Origin of the sequence: Legionella sp. km772 (assembly GCF_003989735.1) — a bacterium.
Classification (GTDB): domain Bacteria; phylum Pseudomonadota; class Gammaproteobacteria; order Legionellales; family Legionellaceae; genus Legionella.
Genome location: NZ_RZGQ01000056.1, coordinates 1 through 17,009, shown reverse-complemented (window position 1 = coordinate 17,009; position 17,009 = coordinate 1). Strand labels below are relative to the sequence as shown.

The window sequence follows — 17,009 nt, the reverse complement described above, 5'->3', positions numbered from 1 at the left end:
GCTCTCCTGGCCTATGGACTTGTGGATAAGCCATTCTGAGAGTAAGGTGAATGAACTAACAAACCGGGAATAGCTCTTATTTTTCCTGAATTTTGTTCCAGATCCCCGGACCTAGCTAATACAGCCCTGTAAGAGACCACATAATTAATAATTAAACATACGCAGGGTATAAAATAATTTACCACTTTTAAGAAATAAGCGATATTGTAGGCGCTATCATAAGGCACATGAGAGAGTAAGATTAGATATAAAGCGGTTATAATCTGGGTAATACCTATATAAAAAATACAATGGGACAAAATACTGGGATATTTACGATATATTTTAGGATAAACAAACATTAAGATGAACAGGTAAATAACAAGCGAAATTCCTTCATAGGGACGCGAAATATGTTCCTGTTCGAACCACATTTTAGGTATAAATGAGGCGTTAGTAATGCTATAAATAGTTCCTGCCGCAAGGAGGAGCAGAAGGCAGGTAATAAGAGAAAAACTGGAAAACCGCAAATAACTTTTCTTTCTTGTTTTCAGTAGAATACTTAATCCTACCAGCAGAATCAAACCACTAACACTATTAGAAAAAGTCCAAATAAGCGCATCACAATTATTTTTTTGCTTAAAATTTAAACTCAATCCATCAATGAATAAAGTATGGATTGCTTCAATAAAACCAGAAAATAATATGGACAAACCAATAATTAGCGCTATTTTATCGCCACTTAATTTATAACGAGTAAAGGCTAATAGTACGGTTACTGCTGCGAGTGAAAAACCGGACCACTGTAATAAAGTTTGGCGGAAATAACCTCTAACTTGCGCTTCAAGCAAATAATTATGCATGGATTGGCCAGATAATTGGCTTGAATGGATACTAAAATCAAAGCCAAAATTCAACCCAATATAAGGAAGCCCTAATAATAATAGGATAATTAGAATTAAAAACTGAGGCATCCGCTTCATAGTGATTTCATCGAACGCTAAGGCGTTATCCATATTGATCTCTTTAATCCTTCTTTTTGCTGGGAAATTCTTATTATCTAAATAAAATTTAGCATATATTCAGAGTAATATCTTTTTACTCACTATTTATTCATTATTTCTTAATATAATTTTCTTTAGGTCTTGCCCTGGTAAATCTTCATGTGTATAATTTTTGCACTTATTTTTGATAGGATTAAGCCATGGGAGTATGTGGTTCTACATTAAGAAATACTGAAATTGAAGCCCTACCCGGTGAAAAGGAAGTTTTGGCAAAAGAGGGGAGTAAAGCACCCATTAAAGTGGAAACGGATGCAGTCCTGAAAACAAATCCACTTCAAGTTTTACCACGTAAACCAGTAGCGTCCGAGGGAGTTGATTTAAACCTATCCCATCCCTCACCCCCCATTTTCGCAAAGGATGAGCTCATTGATGAATTGCAACTGAAAGTAAAACAACAAAGAGCTTTAATGCATGAAGGAAGAAATGTTAGAGCAGCCTCATTAGGACATTTGCAAGCGAGCATGAAGGCTTTAAAACAAAGCATGGATGAATTACGAAGCCTATTATTAACCAATCCCCCAGAAGAGCTAGCCCTTAAATTAAAAAATAGTTTGGCGGGAATGGAGCGTGCTTATCACTTGCAACAGTTAAGCCAAGCAAGTGAGCTCTATACCTCAATTATCGAAAATTATCTCTTATCACCAGCAGACAAAGAGGAATTCGCCTTAGTAGGTTGGGTGAACTCCATGATTGATATGTTATCTAGTGAGGCCTTAGTCCCTATAAAAAAAGCAGGTATTTTAGCATCATCAACGGAATATATCGTGCATGGCCCTAAGGCAGTGTTGCTTTATTCTTTAGTTAACCTAATGCAAAATGCCATTAAATTTACCAAACCAAAATTGGCCTCTTTATCATCCAAACCGCTCGATATCACTGTTTCTTTAGTTGAGGAGGGAGGAAGTCTTTGGTTTTCTATAGTGGATCAAGGCATTGGAATGGATGAGGAGCAAACTGCTCGTTGTCTTGATGGTTCCCATAAACGCTTTACCGCAATAGAGGGGAGTGGCAGTGGCTTAAGTGCGGTCAATGCTGCATTAAAAAAAGTAGAAGGATCAATTAAGGTAGATAGCATAAAAGGAGTAGGAACGAGTTTCAAACTCACAGTTCCTTTAAGTGTGCTTAATAAATTAACTAAGTCGGAGGACTATAGTAAATTATCAGTATTAGTTGCAGATGATGGGGTTATAAATCGTAAATTAACGGTCAAGTTATTAAGAAAATTAGGTGTGCCACTAAAAAGCATTTTTCCGGTTGAGAGTAAAGAACAAGCACTTCGTGCCTTTACAACACAGTGTGATCTTGGAAGACCTATTAATCTAATCTTAACTGATTTGAATATGGGGCGGGGAACGGATGGATTTGAGCTTGCGGCAGAAGTACGGCGTTTTGAAGAAGAGAAGCGCTTTGCTTCGCGTACTCATATCCTTATCGTTTCTGCAACAGTCTGTACAACCGATAAAGGCTTTGAATTTACCGATGGTCAACTTCTTAAGCCTCTTAGTAAAGAGGATTTAGCGCTGCATTTGTCAAAAGCTAAAAATCCGCCACCCCTTTCAGCGAAAAGTTATTTTTCTGAGGCATCAACCCCGGCTGTAGTGGGCGCGGGATCATTTTGATGCGAATTACGAGGGTATGAGTTTTAAAATTTTGGGGTGTTTGTGAATCCAGATGTACTGATTGTTGGCGCAGGTCCAGTAGGTTTATTTACAGCAATTGAGATGAAATTGCATAATCCACGTTTAAATATCACCATTTTAGAGCGAAATGAAGAATATAGTCGGCATCATATTCTTCATTTAGAAAAGGACTCTCTAGAAAATTCAAAAGCTTATACAGCTTTTCCTAGCGTTAGGGCATTAAACGGTTTTGTACCTACCTCTGAGATTGAGGCGACCTTTTTGCAGCTTGCACAGGAACTAGGTGTCGATATTCAACGTGGTATCAACATCACCAACCGGAAAACCTTATTAGAACAATTTCCTACCGCCCATACCATCATTGGCGCCGATGGTGCCCACAGTACGATAAGAAAGCAATTTTTTGGCGATGAAAAAATTATTGATAATAATTTACAGTATATCGTGGAGCTTAAATATCAAGCAAAAGGGGCGACTTCCCGTCTACCAGTAATAACTTATGTTCCTGCTCTAGGGCAAATAGCTCATTTATTAACCGAAAATGTTGGAAAACTAAAAAATGGTACAACGCCGGTTTCTTTGTTTATTTTTGTGGATAGAGAAACTTATGACGAGATAAGAAAAACAAAGAATGCCCAATTAAAAGATCTGCAAAACACTAACAAGCGAATGGGCACTTTGCTTAACACGATTCGCCCTTGGTTGTCGTTGCGTAGGGTTGCAGTAGGCGAAGAAATAATTTTGGGTAGTGAAAAAATTAATGGGGTGGCACTTAACATCTTCCAGAGTGCGCATTTTGCCAAAAGACTGTTTGGAAAAAGCATCTATCTGGTGGGTGATGCAGCCGCTGGCGTCCCATTTTTTAGAGCATTAAATGCTGGGCTCATTGCTGCTACGCTCACCGCTAAAACCATTGCACTCCATCATTCTCCTAATCTAGATCAACTGAATGATGAATTAAGCGCATTAATGTATAAGGAAATTAAACGAGCAAAAAAACAAAATGCTAAGGTTAATTGGGGACGCGCCCTAAATTTAGTCTTGTCTAATGCCTCAAAAATAACTAGTGGTGCTTTGCTAAAACCCGGAGAAGAGGCCGCCATGCTTAATGCTCGTATTGAAAGGCCGAGCTTATTTAGACGTCATCCCCGTTATTTAATGACATTAGGATGGGGATTAGCGGCAACAACTGCACTGGCCTTTATTTGTTTTCCAACTCTGCCGCTTGCGCAAGCTGTTTTATATTCTGTACTGGGTGGAATTGCTATTGCAGGTCTTTCTGCTCTCTTATTTAAAATAATGCTTTATCTCAGAGATTCAATAAAACCCCCACCTATTCAAAGACTTGTCTTACCTTTACCCTGGGAGCTTGATGAGGGTGCCCGGCCGTTTAGAGACCTAGGACCGACCATGAAAAAAGCAGAGAGGGCTACTGAGTCAGACGTACTACATTTTAATAGTCCTTTAAAACCTAAAAGAGGAGTTGCTGCTGAGGAGAATTCTCACTTGTCCACGCTTAGGCCATCTTCTATTGCGAACTGCGTGTAATTTAGATATTTGCACTATAATCAATTACATAAGCATGGGAAGGGACTCATTTTATGTTGAAACAAATACGATATCCGGAAAATAGGCAATGGCATTTGCTATTGATTTATAATTTATATCGTATTCTCAGTGTGTTTTTATTTGTAGGGATGTATTCCTATGCCCCTAATCCTGTTTCTTATACGCATTTATTTTTTACTCTCCTTATTATTTATTTTATTTTAACGCTTATTTTTTTGTTTTGCGGCTATACCCGGATTTTTAGTTTTGATAAGCAGGTGTTTATTTCTGGCACCATTGATGTAATGGCTCTCGCTGCTATGCTATCACTCATTAGCAACATGCGTTCGGGACAAGGAATTTTACTTAATGTCACTGTTGCCGCTTTGAGTATTTTGGTTCCGGGTCGTTTAGCAGTATTTTTCGCAGCCTTAGCTAGTTGCTTGCTTCTGTGTGGAAATATAGTCCAATTGCTTCTTTATAATCAAAAAGATTTGGGTAATTTTTATTACAGTGGTATTTATGGCGCAGGCTTCTTTGCCACAGCGTTAACGGCTTGGTATCTATCCAATTGGGCGCGAATGTCTGAGAATTTGGCAAGAAAAAGAAGCGATGAATTGGTTGGAATGCAGCGAATTAATGAATATATTGTGGAGCGCTTGCACTCAGGGATCATCTATGTGGATGAAACGGAAGAAATTATGCTAATAAACTCTGCAGCAAGAGATTTCCTTTCTTTAAGCAATCGTCATCACACGCCGCATTTAGAAGAGATTTCTAAGCCACTTTCCGAGAAATTCCATAGTTTTTTAATAAAAAACAAACAAAAAGAGCACATTGCTCAAGCGATCATTGAAGATCCTTTACTGCGGGTTCATTTCTTTTCCATCGCTTTAGCAGATAAACCCGCCGTGCTTATTATTTTAGAGGATATGACCTATATCGCTCAACAAGCACAACAGCTTAAACTCGCGGCTCTTGGCCGTTTTTCAGCAAGTATCGCGCATGAATTACGTAATCCTTTAGGCGCAATTGCCCATGCGGCCCAGCTACTAGGGGAAGAGGTGCGTTTAAGTAAAGAAGATCAGCGTTTAAAGGAGCTAATCGTTAATAATTGTGAGCGAATGAATGGGGTCATTAAAAACGTCTTACAACTTTCGCGTAGAGAAAAATCGAAACCACAAGTTAATGAAATTCAAGCTTTTTTAGAACAATTTAAGCATACTTTTTGTCATAATAACCCTTGTGATCTTATAATTAAAGTACCGAAAAATAAATTAGTCATCGTTTTTGACAAGAGCCAATTAGAACAAATATTGATAATCCTATGTGAAAATTCATTAAAACATGGCAAGGATGAACATGGAGAGGCTCATATTGTGATTACAGCCAAGGCTACAGCCAGTACCATAATGCTTACCATTAGTGACTCAGGGCCTGGTGTACCTTTAGAATTACAAGACACCATATTCGAGCCTTTTTTTACAACTTTACGACAAGGAACCGGGATGGGCTTATTTATTGCACGGGATTTATGTGAAATTAATCAGGCCCGTTTAACTTTAGTCAAGGGAAGTAAAAAGGGCTGTGTTTTTTCTATCATCCAAAATACTTCAGATGAAATATTATTATGAATCAAAGCCCAATACTGATTGTAGATGATGAGCCTGACATTCGTGAATTATTGACGATAACCTTATCGCGTATGGGCTTATCTTGTGATACGGCAGCTGACTTTACAGAAGGAATTGAACGCATCAAACATCATCCCTACTCACTGGTATTAACTGATATGCGTTTGTCCGATGGTGATGGTATTGAAATCGTTAAGTTTATTCAAAAAACTAAACCCCAACTACCGGTTGCGGTAATCACGGCCTATGGAAATGTGGAGGGTGCGGTAAATACCTTAAAAGCGGGGGCCTTTGATTATATTTCTAAGCCTATTGATTTAAAAATGTTGAAGGAATTAGTTAATACCGCTTTGGCAACCCATAACCAAAAAGCGGAACATCATGAAGGTTTGGTGGGCGAAAGTAGGGTTATGCAGGAATTAAGAGAAAATATTTATAAGCTAAGTCGTAGCCAAGCCCCTGTATTTATACATGGCGAATCAGGGGTGGGGAAAGAGCTTGTAGCACAACTCATTCATGCCAATGGTCCGCGAAAACATAAACCTTTTATTCCGGTAAATTGTGGGGCTATTCCCAGTGAGTTAATGGAGTCAGAGTTTTTTGGTCATAAAAAAGGAAGTTTTACTGGCGCAATGACTGATAAAACGGGTTTATTTGTTGCAGCCCATGGCGGCACTTTATTTTTAGATGAAATAGCCGAACTTCCTATCACTATGCAGGTTAAGTTATTACGTGCAATCCAAGAAAAAGCAATTAAACCTATTGGTGAATTATATGAAATACCTGTTGATGTGCGTATTCTAAGTGCCAGTCATAAGAATTTACTTAATGAAATTAGTGCCGGTGAGTTTCGCCAAGACCTATATTATCGAATTAATGTCATCGAGTTACGTGTTCCTACTTTGGCTGAACGACTTTCTGACATTCCGGAATTAACAGAAGCAATTTTAAAAAAATTAGCAAAAACTCAAAATAAAGAAGCGGTAATGATTAATAAAGAGTGTATCGATTTATTAAAAAAATACCATTTTCCCGGTAATGTGCGAGAGTTGGAGAACATTCTAGAGCGCGCTATGGCCATGTGTGAAGGAGAACAAATTGAGGTAGGGGATTTGCACCTACCTACTAATCTAGTGGAAAAAAATACAGCAAAAATTGAGGATAGCGGTGATTTACCGGGTATTTTGCAAGATCAAGAAAAAGAATTAATCCTTGCGGCTTTAGAAAAAACCAAATGGAATCGCACCGCTGCTGCCCGTTTGTTAGGCATTAGTTTTAGAACCCTCCGTTATCGCTTAAAAAAACTTGGGCTTGATTAACTTGGTTGAACCATTCTTTAAGGATTTAGCTTCCAGTCATAAATTTTATCTCATCGATCTTAGCAGTGATTCTTGCGGTTAAATAAGGATCTTTTTTTGCTAACTCTTTCGCAACTTTCAATTGAGCCACAGCGGCTCTTGCTTCTCCTTCTAGAAGTAGACATTGGGCTTGAGTAAAGTAAGCATAGCCCTTGTGATGTGCTTGAGCTTGAGCCCGAGCCAATTCACGGCATAAGGCTAAATCGTTTTTATATTGTCTACTCCCTTTTAACAACACACTAATGGCTTTCTCTGTCTGATTCGCGGCTAATAAGCCTTGAGCGTATGCCATAAGAGCCGCATAATTATCGGGGAAATTATTTTGTAATTCAGACAGTCGATTAAGGGCAGCTTGATGTTGACTTAGCCCAATCTCTGCTTGAGCGTAAGCAATTTGAAAATAAAGATTATCTTTATTACTTGCCACCAGTGGTGTTAAGTGCTCGATAGCCTTTTGATAACTATTAGTATTTAATAAGGCTAGCGCATAGCCATATTCACAGGCTTCATGATTATTTTTCTTCTGGCATTGATGTGCATAATAGTCTAAAAGTTGTTTGCTCTCTGCTGCGACATCGACTCGTATTAATTCTTTAAACAAGAAATAATCTAATGAATCGGTATATTTTTTATGAGGTAGACGACTGATTCTATTTTCTGCTTCGGCAATGCGCTCCTCATCAAGGGGATGGGTTCTTAAAATTGCAGGTATATTAGCAGTGCAATAGTAACGCATATTTTCTTGCATTTTTTGGAAAAAACTAGCCATCGCTTTGGGGTTAAAACCAGCTTTGATGAGCATATCAATACCAATCCGGTCGGCTTCTTTTTCTTTTGAGCGAGTAAAATTAATATTATCTTGGCTAAAGCCGGATAATGAAGCCATCATTGCACCCATACCTACTGTGGGGTTAATCGCACCCAAAGCGGCCGAAGCCAGAATTGATGCGAGCATTGGAATGCGCATTTGCTTTTGGTGATCGAGCATACTGTAAAGATGATGTAGGCGTACGTGAGCAATTTCATGCGCCATAACCGCTGCTAATTCACTTTCATTATCGGTGGTTAAAATAAGCTGGGTATTAATGCCAATATAGCCTCCGGGTCCTGCAAAGGCATTAATTTCTTTTGATTTGACGATAAAGAAATAGGGGGTTTTAACGCGACCAGCGAAGGCGAGCTTTTCCCCAATATGGTTAATGAATTGACTGGCAAGAGGGTCACGTTCCACCGTGTCAGAGCGATTAATAAGCTGAATAAACTCTTTTTCTAATTGTTCGAGCTCTTTTGTGGAGTAAGGTGATAATTCTCCTGCGAAAATTGATTGCGTGATACCGCATAAGGCAATTAAAATAAGGAGTTTATTATAAAACTGGGAAAGTCTGTATTTTAAGTTCAATTGGCTCATAGAGGCTACTCAAAAATTGAATAATTTGTTATCATTTCTGCTCTTTTAAAAGGCGATTAATTAATGCACGAACAGTTCCTGCTTGCAGCACTAGAACAAGCTAAGCTCGGTCAAGGGCAATGCGCCCCCAATCCCTGTGTTGGGGCTGTTGCTGTGCAAAGTGGCAAGATTATAGCACAAGCTTATCACCAGGGCGCAGGAACTCCTCATGCCGAACAGTTATTGTTAGCACAACTTCCCCCTAAAATGCTAGGGGTGAGTGTTTATATTACCCTAGAACCTTGTAATCATTGGGGAAGAACACCCCCTTGTGTCAATGCATTGATTGATTATGGTGTTGAGCGGGTTTATTTTGCTTATTTTGATCCTAATCCTCTTGTTGCAAATAATGATTCTTCAGCACTGCTTCGTCAACACGGTATAAGGGTTGAACATCTTTCTTTAGAAGAAATCAATGTTTTTTATAGAGCTTATGAGCAATGGATTAACACAGGTAAACCAAGAGTTACCGTTAAAATCGCCCAAAGTTTGGATGGTAAAATCGGTGCCCGCAAAGGTGAGCGTATTTTGCTTTCTAATGAATTGTGCCAGCAGTTTACCCATGAAATGCGTGCGTGCAGCGATGTTATCCTTACTACTGCCAAAACAATTCAGGCTGATAATCCCCAATTAAATGTTCGCCTAAATGGGAAAGAAAAAGCTAAGCCGGTCGCAATTCTTGACACTAATCTGACCTTAGATGAGGCTTTAATTTTTTCCACTGCAAGTGAATGCCATATTTATCATCAAGAAACTGTAGCTCCTCCAATCGATAAATTAGCTCATTGCCATTATTATGCAATACCCGCCCAAGACGATGGCCTTAATTTGGAGTGTGTCATTAGCCACCTAGGTAAACTTGGTTATCATAATGTTTGGGTTGAGGCTGGTGGGGCGTTGTTTAGCTCTTTACATCAGGAGCGGTTAGTTGACCGCACTTATTTATACCTTACTCCGACTTATCTTGGTGAAAATACCGTTTCGGCGTATAAAAAAGAAGGGCTTTTTAGGCGTAAACATCAGGTATCTTGGCAAGTTATGGGCAATAATATGATATTATGTTTAGATTGGCAGGAGGATAAATGTTTACCGGTTTAATTGAAACAACAGGTCAAGTTATTACAAATCAATCTAATGGTCTAGCAAATCGCCTCATTATTTCAACTACTTTAAATTCCTTAACCATAGGGGAAAGTATTGCTGTTAATGGTGTTTGTCTTACTTTATTGCCTGCAGAGGCGCCCAATTTATTGTATTTTGATGTATCTCCTGAAACGTTAAAATTAACGACTTTAGGGAGTTTGCAGCAAGGTCAGGTGGTCAACCTTGAGCGAGCAATGTTAGCTTCTGCTCGTTTTGGTGGTCATTATGTCAGCGGCCATGTAGATACCACTGCTAAAGTTCATTCGTTCAAAACGGTCGGCGACTATGTCCAACTTGAACTTTCAGGGTTTGAAAAGCAAGCAGGCTTGTATTTAATTACTAAAGGCAGCATTACTGTTGAAGGTGTCAGTTTAACCATTAATGCAGTAATGGAACAGAAAATTCAATTAATGTTAGTACCTCATACTTTATTAAATACGAGTTTAAATGTATTAGAGGTCGGTCAACGTGTTAATATAGAATTTGATTATTTTACCCGAATTGTAGCCCACCAGTTACAATTGTTTGGGAAATTGGATGATGAGGTAAAGGCATGAAGTATTCATTAGCTACTATAGAACAAGCTATAGAAACGCTAAAAGCGGGAAAAATGATCATTTTAATCGATGATGAAGACCGTGAAAACGAAGGTGACCTGGTGATGGCTGCCGAATATGTAACAGCAGAGTCCATTAATTTTATGTCACGATTTGGGTGCGGACTTATTTGTTTGCCTATGGCGGAAGAGCTTATAGATAAATTGCAATTGCCAATGATGACTTCCCATAATCGCTCTCCTTATGGCACCGCGTTTACTGTTTCAATTGAAGCCGCGCAAGGAGTTTCTACGGGTATTTCTGCGCAAGATAGAGCGCATACGATTAAAGTAGCCATTGATCCTAATTGTGATCGTTCAAGTATTATCTCCCCAGGCCATATTTTTCCTTTGCGCGCTCGTAAAAAGGGTGTTTTAGAACGTATGGGACAAACTGAAGGAAGTGTTGATTTAGCTCGCTTAGCTGGATTATCTCCTGCAGCAGTAATTTGCGAAATTATGAATGAAGACGGGACGATGAGCCGCAGAGATGAGTTAGCTTTATTTTCGCAAAAACATAATATACCTATGGTGACTATAAAAGATTTAATTGAATACCGGGTTCGCCACGAAACCCTGATTGAAGAATCAGCAACCTCGACACTTCCGCTACAAAACCATGGCTCCTTTACCATGACCGTGTTTGAAAATGACTTAGACGATCGGGAGCATTTTGTTTTAATCAAAGAGCCCGTCAGTCCCAACAAAGTTCCCCTAATCCGTATCCACTCCGAGTGTATCACTGGAGACGTGTTCAAATCGTGTAAATGCGATTGCGGTAAGCAATTAGAACAGTCCTTAGCCTTAATAGCAGAAGAGGGTGGGGTACTCATTTATTTACGGCAAGAAGGCCGCGGAATCGGTCTTGGGAATAAACTTAAAGCCTATTCTCTTCAAGAAACACTCGGTCTAGACACCGTAGACGCTAATTTAAAATTAGGCCTACCTGCAGATAACCGGAATTATGCGATTGCTTATCAAATACTTAAACATTTAGGTATCGATGCTATACGTTTATTAACGAATAATCCTCGAAAAATTAAAGCTATTGAGCAGTTTGGTATTCAGGTTATTGAACGTGTTGCTTTGGAAATGGAATCAACCCAAGAAAACCATAACTATTTAAAAACTAAAAAAGAGAAGCTCGGTCACTTATTAACGATTAACTAGGATAAACATGAAAGAAATTAAAGCAAATATTGAGGGAACAGCTCATTCATTTCCTATAGCCATTATAGTGAGTATCTTTAATGAGCCTATTACTACTGCTTTAAAAGAGGGCGCGCTAGAACGTCTAATGGAATTAGGCTTTCGCGCTAAAGATATTATAGTTATAGACGTACCTGGTGCCGTTGAAATTCCCTTAGTAGCCAATATATTAGCTAAAAAAAACCAAGTTCAAGCCGTGATTGCGCTTGGTGCTGTGATTCGAGGCGAAACCAGTCATTACGATTATGTTTGCGAGCAAGTTAGTCAAGGTTGCCAACGAGTAATGTTGGATCATAATTTACCTGTAATTTTTGGTGTGCTAACTACGGAAAACGAGGCGCAGGCTTGGGATCGCTTAGGTGGTAATCATGGCCATAAAGGGCGTGAGGCTGCTGAGTGCGCAGTGATGATGCACTCTGTTACCCAACAGCTCCATTAAACAATGCTCTACCAGTTATATTGTAAGACGCGATCTTATGTAGTGACAGGTTTAGTTGATAAGGGCTGGACAAACACGCTCTTTTTTTTACAAAACTTGGGACAATTAAATGCTATTTATGCGGTTGCTGCTGAAGGTAGTTTACGTGACCGTGTCGAGCGGTTTAAAAAATTACGAGCCGATCCTGCCTCAGAACAAGATAAAAACTTCTTTGCTCAAGGTTTACTCGTTAATGATGATTCAAAACAGAACATCATTGCTAAGACTATTGCAGCGATTAGTTGGAATCCGCAGGCTATTAGCGACATGTTAAGTGCTTTAGACTCCATTGGTTTTTTTGCTGGAGCTTTAGCAGGAACACGTCTACACTACCTTTTACAAGCATTTTTTAGCTCCGATTCCATGGGCCACAGTGCATGTTTCTTTCTCTTAAATCCAAGGTATGTGCGCCACTTTTCTTTTATAGTAGATAAACTTTTTAGCCACGCCGCTTTAGGTAGAATGCATAAGGCATACTTTCTTGATGCCTTAACTGTAAAGGATCATTTATTATTTTTCACTGCAGCGCAAAATCTATCTACTTATTTGCTAGTTCGTCAATTATTATTGAAAACAGGATGCACTGCCGTGCAACTTGCCCAGTTATTAAATACAGCTCATTCGGAAACTATTTTTCAGAGGAAAATAAAGTGTACTCCACTGATGATACTGATTTTCAATACAATAGCTTATTCACAGCATAATTATGCTGATTTTATTGCGCTGATGTTACGTTTTCGAGCTGACGGCGCACAATTGACAGCAAAGCAAGCGCAAATAATGCGCCAACATTTAGAAGAAATAAAAAAGATAGTTAATAGTACCCGTTCACAAGTAGCTTTAGTTGATGCATGTATCACTATCCTACAGGAGGTTGTGGAGTCAGAGCCTATACTTTACTCCCCAAGTGCTCCCACATTTCAAGCAACCAGCAACTCTGGTTTGTTTAGCAGGGAAAGAAGAATATATAAACCGGTGGATGAGGTTTTTGCAGAGGATGATGCAGAAATATCGAGGGTATTAAACTCGGTTTAAATTAATGGGAATTTGGATTTTATAACCGAATTCAAGACTAAATTAAGAAAATTACTTTAAATTTGTGTCATTTATCTTTGCATTTTGTTACAATTAAACCCCGTTTATATGCAAAATTATTTGCACACAATTTATAGTGCTCAGCATGTTTTACGGGGTCAAAATGACAAGTTATATTTTTATTACAGGCGGTGTAGTGTCTTCTTTAGGTAAAGGCATTGCAGCAGCATCTTTAGCAGCTATTCTTGAAGCGCGTGGTTTACGTGTCACACTTATAAAGCTTGATCCATACATTAACGTTGACCCAGGCACAATGAGTCCCTTTCAACATGGAGAGGTTTTTGTAACCCATGATGGTGCAGAAACTGACTTAGACTTAGGTCATTATGAGCGTTATGTTAATACTACAATGACCAAAAGAAACAATTTTACTTCAGGTAAAATTTATGAAAACGTCATTCAAAAAGAGCGTCGAGGGGATTATTTAGGGGGGACAGTACAGGTTATTCCCCATATTACCAATGAAATAAAACGCTGTATAAAATTAGGTGCTGAAGGTTTTGATGTCGCGATGGTTGAAATTGGGGGGACAGTGGGAGATATTGAGTCCTTACCTTTCTTGGAAGCCATTCGCCAAATGCGTATTGAGTTGGGTTCCCAAAGAGCGCTATTTATTCATTTGACTTTAGTTCCTTATATTGCCGCTTCCGGTGAAACAAAAACCAAACCTACTCAGCATTCTGTAAAAGAACTTCGTTCTATTGGTATTCAACCTGATATTCTGGTATGTCGCTCTGAGCAGCCTTTATCTATGGCGGATAGGGCAAAGATTGCTTTATTTACGAACGTAGAAAAAGACGGCGTAATTTCTCTGGAAGATGCACAAAGTATTTATCAAATTCCTATGATGTTGCATGCCCAAGGTTTAGATGAAATTGTAGTTAAAAAATTGGGTATCAATGCTAAACCTGCTGATTTGAGTGAATGGAAAAATGTAGTTGCCATGCAAAAAATTCAAAGCAAAATGGTAAAAATTGCTATTGTGGGTAAATACATTGAATTAAGTGATGCTTATAAATCTATTAATGAAGCTTTAATCCATGCAGGGATTCATACTGAGACTAAAGTTGAACTTGTTTATTTAGATGCGGAACTCATTGAAAAGCATGGGAATCAACTATTAGAATCTGTGGACGCAATCCTAGTTCCTGGCGGATTTGGTGAGCGAGGAGTTGAAGGCAAGATTAAAACCATTCAATTTGCACGGGAAAACAAAGTACCCTTTTTAGGAATTTGTTTAGGAATGCAAACGGCTGTTATTGAATTTGCTCGCAATGTAGTAGGTTGGGGCGATGCTAATTCAACGGAGTTTTCTAAAACTACTTCCTATCCCGTTATTGCCTTAATTAATGAGTGGATGGATGCCGATGGCAGCAAACAAATTCGTGATGAAAGCACCAATTTAGGTGGTACTATGCGTTTAGGGGGACAACGTTGCCAGTTGGGCGAGGACACTTTAGCACGCAAGGTATATGGCAAGGCAGAAATAGTCGAGCGTCATCGTCATCGTTATGAAGTAAATAATACTTATCTCGATGAATTAGTGAGTCATGGTTTAATTGTATCGGGCACCTCCGCTGATGGTTCTTTAGTAGAGATGATTGAACTAGCAGATCATCCATGGTTCTTAGCGGGACAATTTCATCCGGAGTTTACCTCTAACCCAAGAGCAAGCCATCCCTTATTTAAAGCGTTTGTATTAGCCGCTAGAAACACCCATACTAAGGATAAAGAATGAAATTATGTGGATTTGAGGTAGGTTTAGATAAGCCTTTATTTCTTATTGCCGGGCCATGTGTCATTGAAAGTGAGGGACTGGCTTTAGAAACTGCAGGTTACTTAAAAGAGTTATGTCAGAGCTTAAATATTCCCTTTATTTATAAATCCTCTTTTGATAAAGCCAACCGCTCTTCGATTGCAAGTTATCGCGGTCCCGGTTTTGAAAAAGGTTTAATGATTTTAGAAAAAGTTAAAGCTCAAATTGGCGTACCAGTGTTAACCGATGTTCATGAAGATACTCCTTTATTAGAGGTATCGAGTGTGGTTGATGTTTTGCAAACCCCGGCTTTTTTATGTCGGCAAACCAATTTTATTCAAAAAGTTGCGGCTACCAATAAGCCTGTTAATATTAAAAAGGGACAATTCTTAGCGCCTTGGGAAATGAAACACGTGATTAATAAAGCCAAAGCGGAAGGAAATGAACAAATTATGGCTTGTGAGCGTGGTGTAAGTTTTGGCTATAACAATTTAGTGTCTGATATGCGTTCTTTAGTTATTATGCGTGAAACCGCTTGCCCGGTAGTTTATGATGCCACTCATTCCGTGCAGTTACCGGGTGGAAATAACGGGGTTTCAGGGGGGCAAAGAGAGTTTATACCCGCTTTAGCCCGCGCCGCAGTTGCTGTGGGAATTTCTGGCTTGTTTATGGAAACACATCCGGACCCTGATAAAGCCTTAAGCGACGGCCCTAACAGTTGGCCCTTAGATAAAATGAAAGCATTGTTGGAATCTCTAAAAGCAATTGATGAAGTATATAAGAAGAGTGGCGAGCTTATTTAATTTTTTAAATGTTGGTCGAGACTCGACCAACATTATTTACCAAGTCCCTACGTTTACTGCAGAAGCCCAAGGTTCCTGGGGGGGTAAGGGTTCCCCTTTTTGCAATAGTTCAATAGATATATCATCGGGTGATTTAATAAAGGCCATATAGCCATCACGCGGTGGTCTATTAATCGTTATTCCTAAGTTTTGTAAGCGAGCACAGATGTCATAAATATTATCGACGCGATAAGCTAGATGGCCAAAATTTCTTCCTCCATGGTAAGGCTGGGAGTCCCAATTGTAAGTAAGTTCTAATAGGGGTGCCTTAGCCATTTTTGCCAGTTCAACATCGCCCGGAGCGGCTAAAAAAATTAAGCTAAAGCGGCCTTTTTCATTATCTATCCTGTTTATTTCAACCAAGCCAAGCTTGTTGCAGTAAAAATCTAATGAAGCATCCAAATCAGATATTCTAACCATGCTATGTAGGTAATTCATTAATTCTCCTTAATATGCTGAGTAAATAGATAGCATTTATCTAAAACCCATTTCAAGATTTACTCATAGAATAATGAGCATCTTATCATATGGTTTTTATTTCAGCTTCCGAAAAGGGAAGATTCTTACCGGGATAATATTTCGCCAACTTATTGATAGCTGTTCATCCAATAAGTTGGCTGCAATTTCACTACTGGTAGTTAAACCGTGATCCTTCAGTGATTTGAAGAAGAGTATCGTGAATATCGCTGCGTTTCTTTACGGGATCCATAAAGCGGAGGGAATAACTACCACCACGTTCAAGTAGCCTTCTCTCCACCTCGCTTCTTAATTCTAAATCATGGACATACTCTTTCATTAATCCAGGGCTATCTGATTTATAATATACTTTAACCCCATATTTCTCAGAAAATGCAAATAATTTTTCAACTTCTAATTTTTCCCGCTCCAGATCAGTCATGGAGGCTGATTCTAGGCCTCTTTCTTCCGCCTCTTTGCGCACGCGTAAGGCATTTATTGCTAAATTAATGGGAATTTTCTTTTCCTGGCATAAGGGTCCAATGACATCTTCTTGTAAATCAGAAGTCACTAAATCCAATCCAAATACATCGGTAAGATCAGCTAAGTTATGCCTCGCTTCGTCTGAATAAGATTTTGTTGAGTGCGTATTTCACTCCAATCTGATCACCGATTTCACTTCAAAATGATCACTCATTTCACTCCAATCTGATCAGTGATTTCACTCTAAACTGATCACCTATTTCACTCAATCTGATCAGTGAT

Annotated in this window: 15 protein-coding genes; 11 read left to right on the top strand and 4 right to left on the bottom strand. The window is 39.0% G+C overall.

Annotated elements, in window-relative coordinates:
- Nucleotides 1-11: 11 nt before the first annotated feature.
- Nucleotides 12-995 (bottom strand): MASE3 domain-containing protein, encoded by a 984-nt coding sequence (locus ELY15_RS07700; protein ID WP_127099085.1) that lies wholly within the window; start codon nucleotides 993-995, stop codon nucleotides 12-14.
- Nucleotides 996-1,183: 188 nt separating this feature from the next.
- Between ELY15_RS07700 and ELY15_RS07695 the strand changes: the two genes are divergently transcribed.
- Genes ELY15_RS07695 through ELY15_RS07680 form a run of 4 tightly spaced genes read left to right on the top strand, consistent with a single transcriptional unit; the run spans nucleotide 1,184 to nucleotide 7,184 of the window.
- Complete coding sequence (locus ELY15_RS07695; protein WP_127099084.1) at nucleotides 1,184-2,662, top strand: ATP-binding protein; 1,479 nt, start codon at nucleotides 1,184-1,186, stop codon at nucleotides 2,660-2,662.
- Nucleotides 2,663-2,704: 42 nt separating this feature from the next.
- On the top strand, nucleotides 2,705-4,231 hold the full coding sequence (locus ELY15_RS07690) for an NAD(P)/FAD-dependent oxidoreductase (RefSeq protein ID WP_127099083.1): 1,527 nt from the start codon (nucleotides 2,705-2,707) through the stop codon (nucleotides 4,229-4,231).
- A gap of 53 nt (nucleotides 4,232-4,284) precedes the next feature.
- Nucleotides 4,285-5,865 carry a PAS domain-containing sensor histidine kinase gene (locus ELY15_RS07685; RefSeq protein WP_127099082.1) on the top strand — a complete coding sequence of 527 codons (1,581 nt, stop codon included), beginning with the start codon at nucleotides 4,285-4,287 and terminating at the stop codon, nucleotides 5,863-5,865.
- Nucleotides 5,862-7,184 (top strand): sigma-54 dependent transcriptional regulator, encoded by a 1,323-nt coding sequence (locus ELY15_RS07680; RefSeq protein ID WP_127099081.1) that lies wholly within the window; start codon nucleotides 5,862-5,864, stop codon nucleotides 7,182-7,184. The genes ELY15_RS07685 and ELY15_RS07680 overlap by 4 nt, the downstream gene beginning before the upstream one ends.
- Nucleotides 7,185-7,209: 25 nt before the next feature.
- Here the strand turns inward: ELY15_RS07680 and ELY15_RS07675 are convergent, their stop codons facing one another.
- Nucleotides 7,210-8,631 carry a M48 family metalloprotease gene (locus ELY15_RS07675; RefSeq protein WP_127099080.1) on the bottom strand — a complete coding sequence of 474 codons (1,422 nt, stop codon included), beginning with the start codon at nucleotides 8,629-8,631 and terminating at the stop codon, nucleotides 7,210-7,212.
- A 63-nt stretch (nucleotides 8,632-8,694) separates the two neighbouring features.
- On the opposite strand from ELY15_RS07675, the gene ribD reads away from it, so the two are divergent.
- From ribD to kdsA, 7 genes are all read left to right on the top strand, one after another.
- Nucleotides 8,695-9,768, top strand: coding sequence for a bifunctional diaminohydroxyphosphoribosylaminopyrimidine deaminase/5-amino-6-(5-phosphoribosylamino)uracil reductase RibD (ribD, locus tag ELY15_RS07670; protein WP_127099079.1), 1,074 nt, complete (start codon nucleotides 8,695-8,697; stop codon nucleotides 9,766-9,768).
- Entirely contained in the window at nucleotides 9,753-10,370 is a 618-nt protein-coding gene (locus ELY15_RS07665) for a riboflavin synthase (RefSeq protein WP_127099078.1), read from the top strand. Before ribD ends, ELY15_RS07665 begins: the two co-directional genes overlap by 16 nt.
- Nucleotides 10,367-11,578: a 3,4-dihydroxy-2-butanone-4-phosphate synthase gene (gene ribB, locus ELY15_RS07660; RefSeq protein ID WP_127099077.1), complete on the top strand. Its 1,212-nt coding sequence runs from the start codon at nucleotides 10,367-10,369 to the stop codon at nucleotides 11,576-11,578. Before ELY15_RS07665 ends, ribB begins: the two co-directional genes overlap by 4 nt.
- A gap of 7 nt (nucleotides 11,579-11,585) precedes the next feature.
- A complete protein-coding gene (ribH, locus tag ELY15_RS07655) occupies nucleotides 11,586-12,056 on the top strand; it encodes a 6,7-dimethyl-8-ribityllumazine synthase (protein ID WP_127099076.1) in 471 nt (156 codons plus the stop codon).
- A gap of 42 nt (nucleotides 12,057-12,098) precedes the next feature.
- Nucleotides 12,099-13,130 carry a hypothetical protein gene (locus ELY15_RS07650; protein WP_148111232.1) on the top strand — a complete coding sequence of 344 codons (1,032 nt, stop codon included), beginning with the start codon at nucleotides 12,099-12,101 and terminating at the stop codon, nucleotides 13,128-13,130.
- A 163-nt stretch (nucleotides 13,131-13,293) separates the two neighbouring features.
- The gene (locus tag ELY15_RS07645) at nucleotides 13,294-14,928 is read left to right on the top strand and encodes a CTP synthase (protein ID WP_127099074.1); all 1,635 of its coding nucleotides are present in this window, start codon (nucleotides 13,294-13,296) and stop codon (nucleotides 14,926-14,928) included.
- Nucleotides 14,925-15,749 carry a 3-deoxy-8-phosphooctulonate synthase gene (kdsA, locus tag ELY15_RS07640; protein WP_127099073.1) on the top strand — a complete coding sequence of 275 codons (825 nt, stop codon included), beginning with the start codon at nucleotides 14,925-14,927 and terminating at the stop codon, nucleotides 15,747-15,749. The genes ELY15_RS07645 and kdsA overlap by 4 nt, the downstream gene beginning before the upstream one ends.
- 36 nt (nucleotides 15,750-15,785) lie before the next feature.
- Here the strand turns inward: kdsA and ELY15_RS07635 are convergent, their stop codons facing one another.
- On the bottom strand, nucleotides 15,786-16,226 hold the full coding sequence (locus ELY15_RS07635; protein WP_127099072.1) for a VOC family protein: 441 nt from the start codon (nucleotides 16,224-16,226) through the stop codon (nucleotides 15,786-15,788).
- 190 nt (nucleotides 16,227-16,416) lie between these two features.
- Nucleotides 16,417-16,815, bottom strand: coding sequence for a hypothetical protein (locus tag ELY15_RS07630; RefSeq protein WP_127099071.1), 399 nt, complete (start codon nucleotides 16,813-16,815; stop codon nucleotides 16,417-16,419).
- Nucleotides 16,816-17,009 lie beyond the last annotated feature (194 nt).

What these genes read in the sequence shown, in the direction of transcription:
- ELY15_RS07635 (WP_127099072.1), bottom strand. Translation starts at nt 16,226, where the DNA reads ATGAATTACCTACATAGCATGGTTAGAATATCTGATTTGGATGCTTCA.
- ELY15_RS07675 (WP_127099080.1), bottom strand. Translation starts at nt 8,631, where the DNA reads ATGAGCCAATTGAACTTAAAATACAGACTTTCCCAGTTTTATAATAAA.
- ribH (WP_127099076.1), top strand. Translation starts at nt 11,586, where the DNA reads ATGAAAGAAATTAAAGCAAATATTGAGGGAACAGCTCATTCATTTCCT.
- ELY15_RS07645 (WP_127099074.1), top strand. Translation starts at nt 13,294, where the DNA reads ATGACAAGTTATATTTTTATTACAGGCGGTGTAGTGTCTTCTTTAGGT.
- ELY15_RS07665 (WP_127099078.1), top strand. Translation starts at nt 9,753, where the DNA reads ATGTTTACCGGTTTAATTGAAACAACAGGTCAAGTTATTACAAATCAA.
- ribB (WP_127099077.1), top strand. Translation starts at nt 10,367, where the DNA reads ATGAAGTATTCATTAGCTACTATAGAACAAGCTATAGAAACGCTAAAA.
- ELY15_RS07695 (WP_127099084.1), top strand. Translation starts at nt 1,184, where the DNA reads ATGGGAGTATGTGGTTCTACATTAAGAAATACTGAAATTGAAGCCCTA.
- ELY15_RS07680 (WP_127099081.1), top strand. Translation starts at nt 5,862, where the DNA reads ATGAATCAAAGCCCAATACTGATTGTAGATGATGAGCCTGACATTCGT.
- ELY15_RS07685 (WP_127099082.1), top strand. Translation starts at nt 4,285, where the DNA reads ATGTTGAAACAAATACGATATCCGGAAAATAGGCAATGGCATTTGCTA.
- kdsA (WP_127099073.1), top strand. Translation starts at nt 14,925, where the DNA reads ATGAAATTATGTGGATTTGAGGTAGGTTTAGATAAGCCTTTATTTCTT.
- ribD (WP_127099079.1), top strand. Translation starts at nt 8,695, where the DNA reads ATGCACGAACAGTTCCTGCTTGCAGCACTAGAACAAGCTAAGCTCGGT.
- ELY15_RS07700 (WP_127099085.1), bottom strand. Translation starts at nt 995, where the DNA reads ATGGATAACGCCTTAGCGTTCGATGAAATCACTATGAAGCGGATGCCT.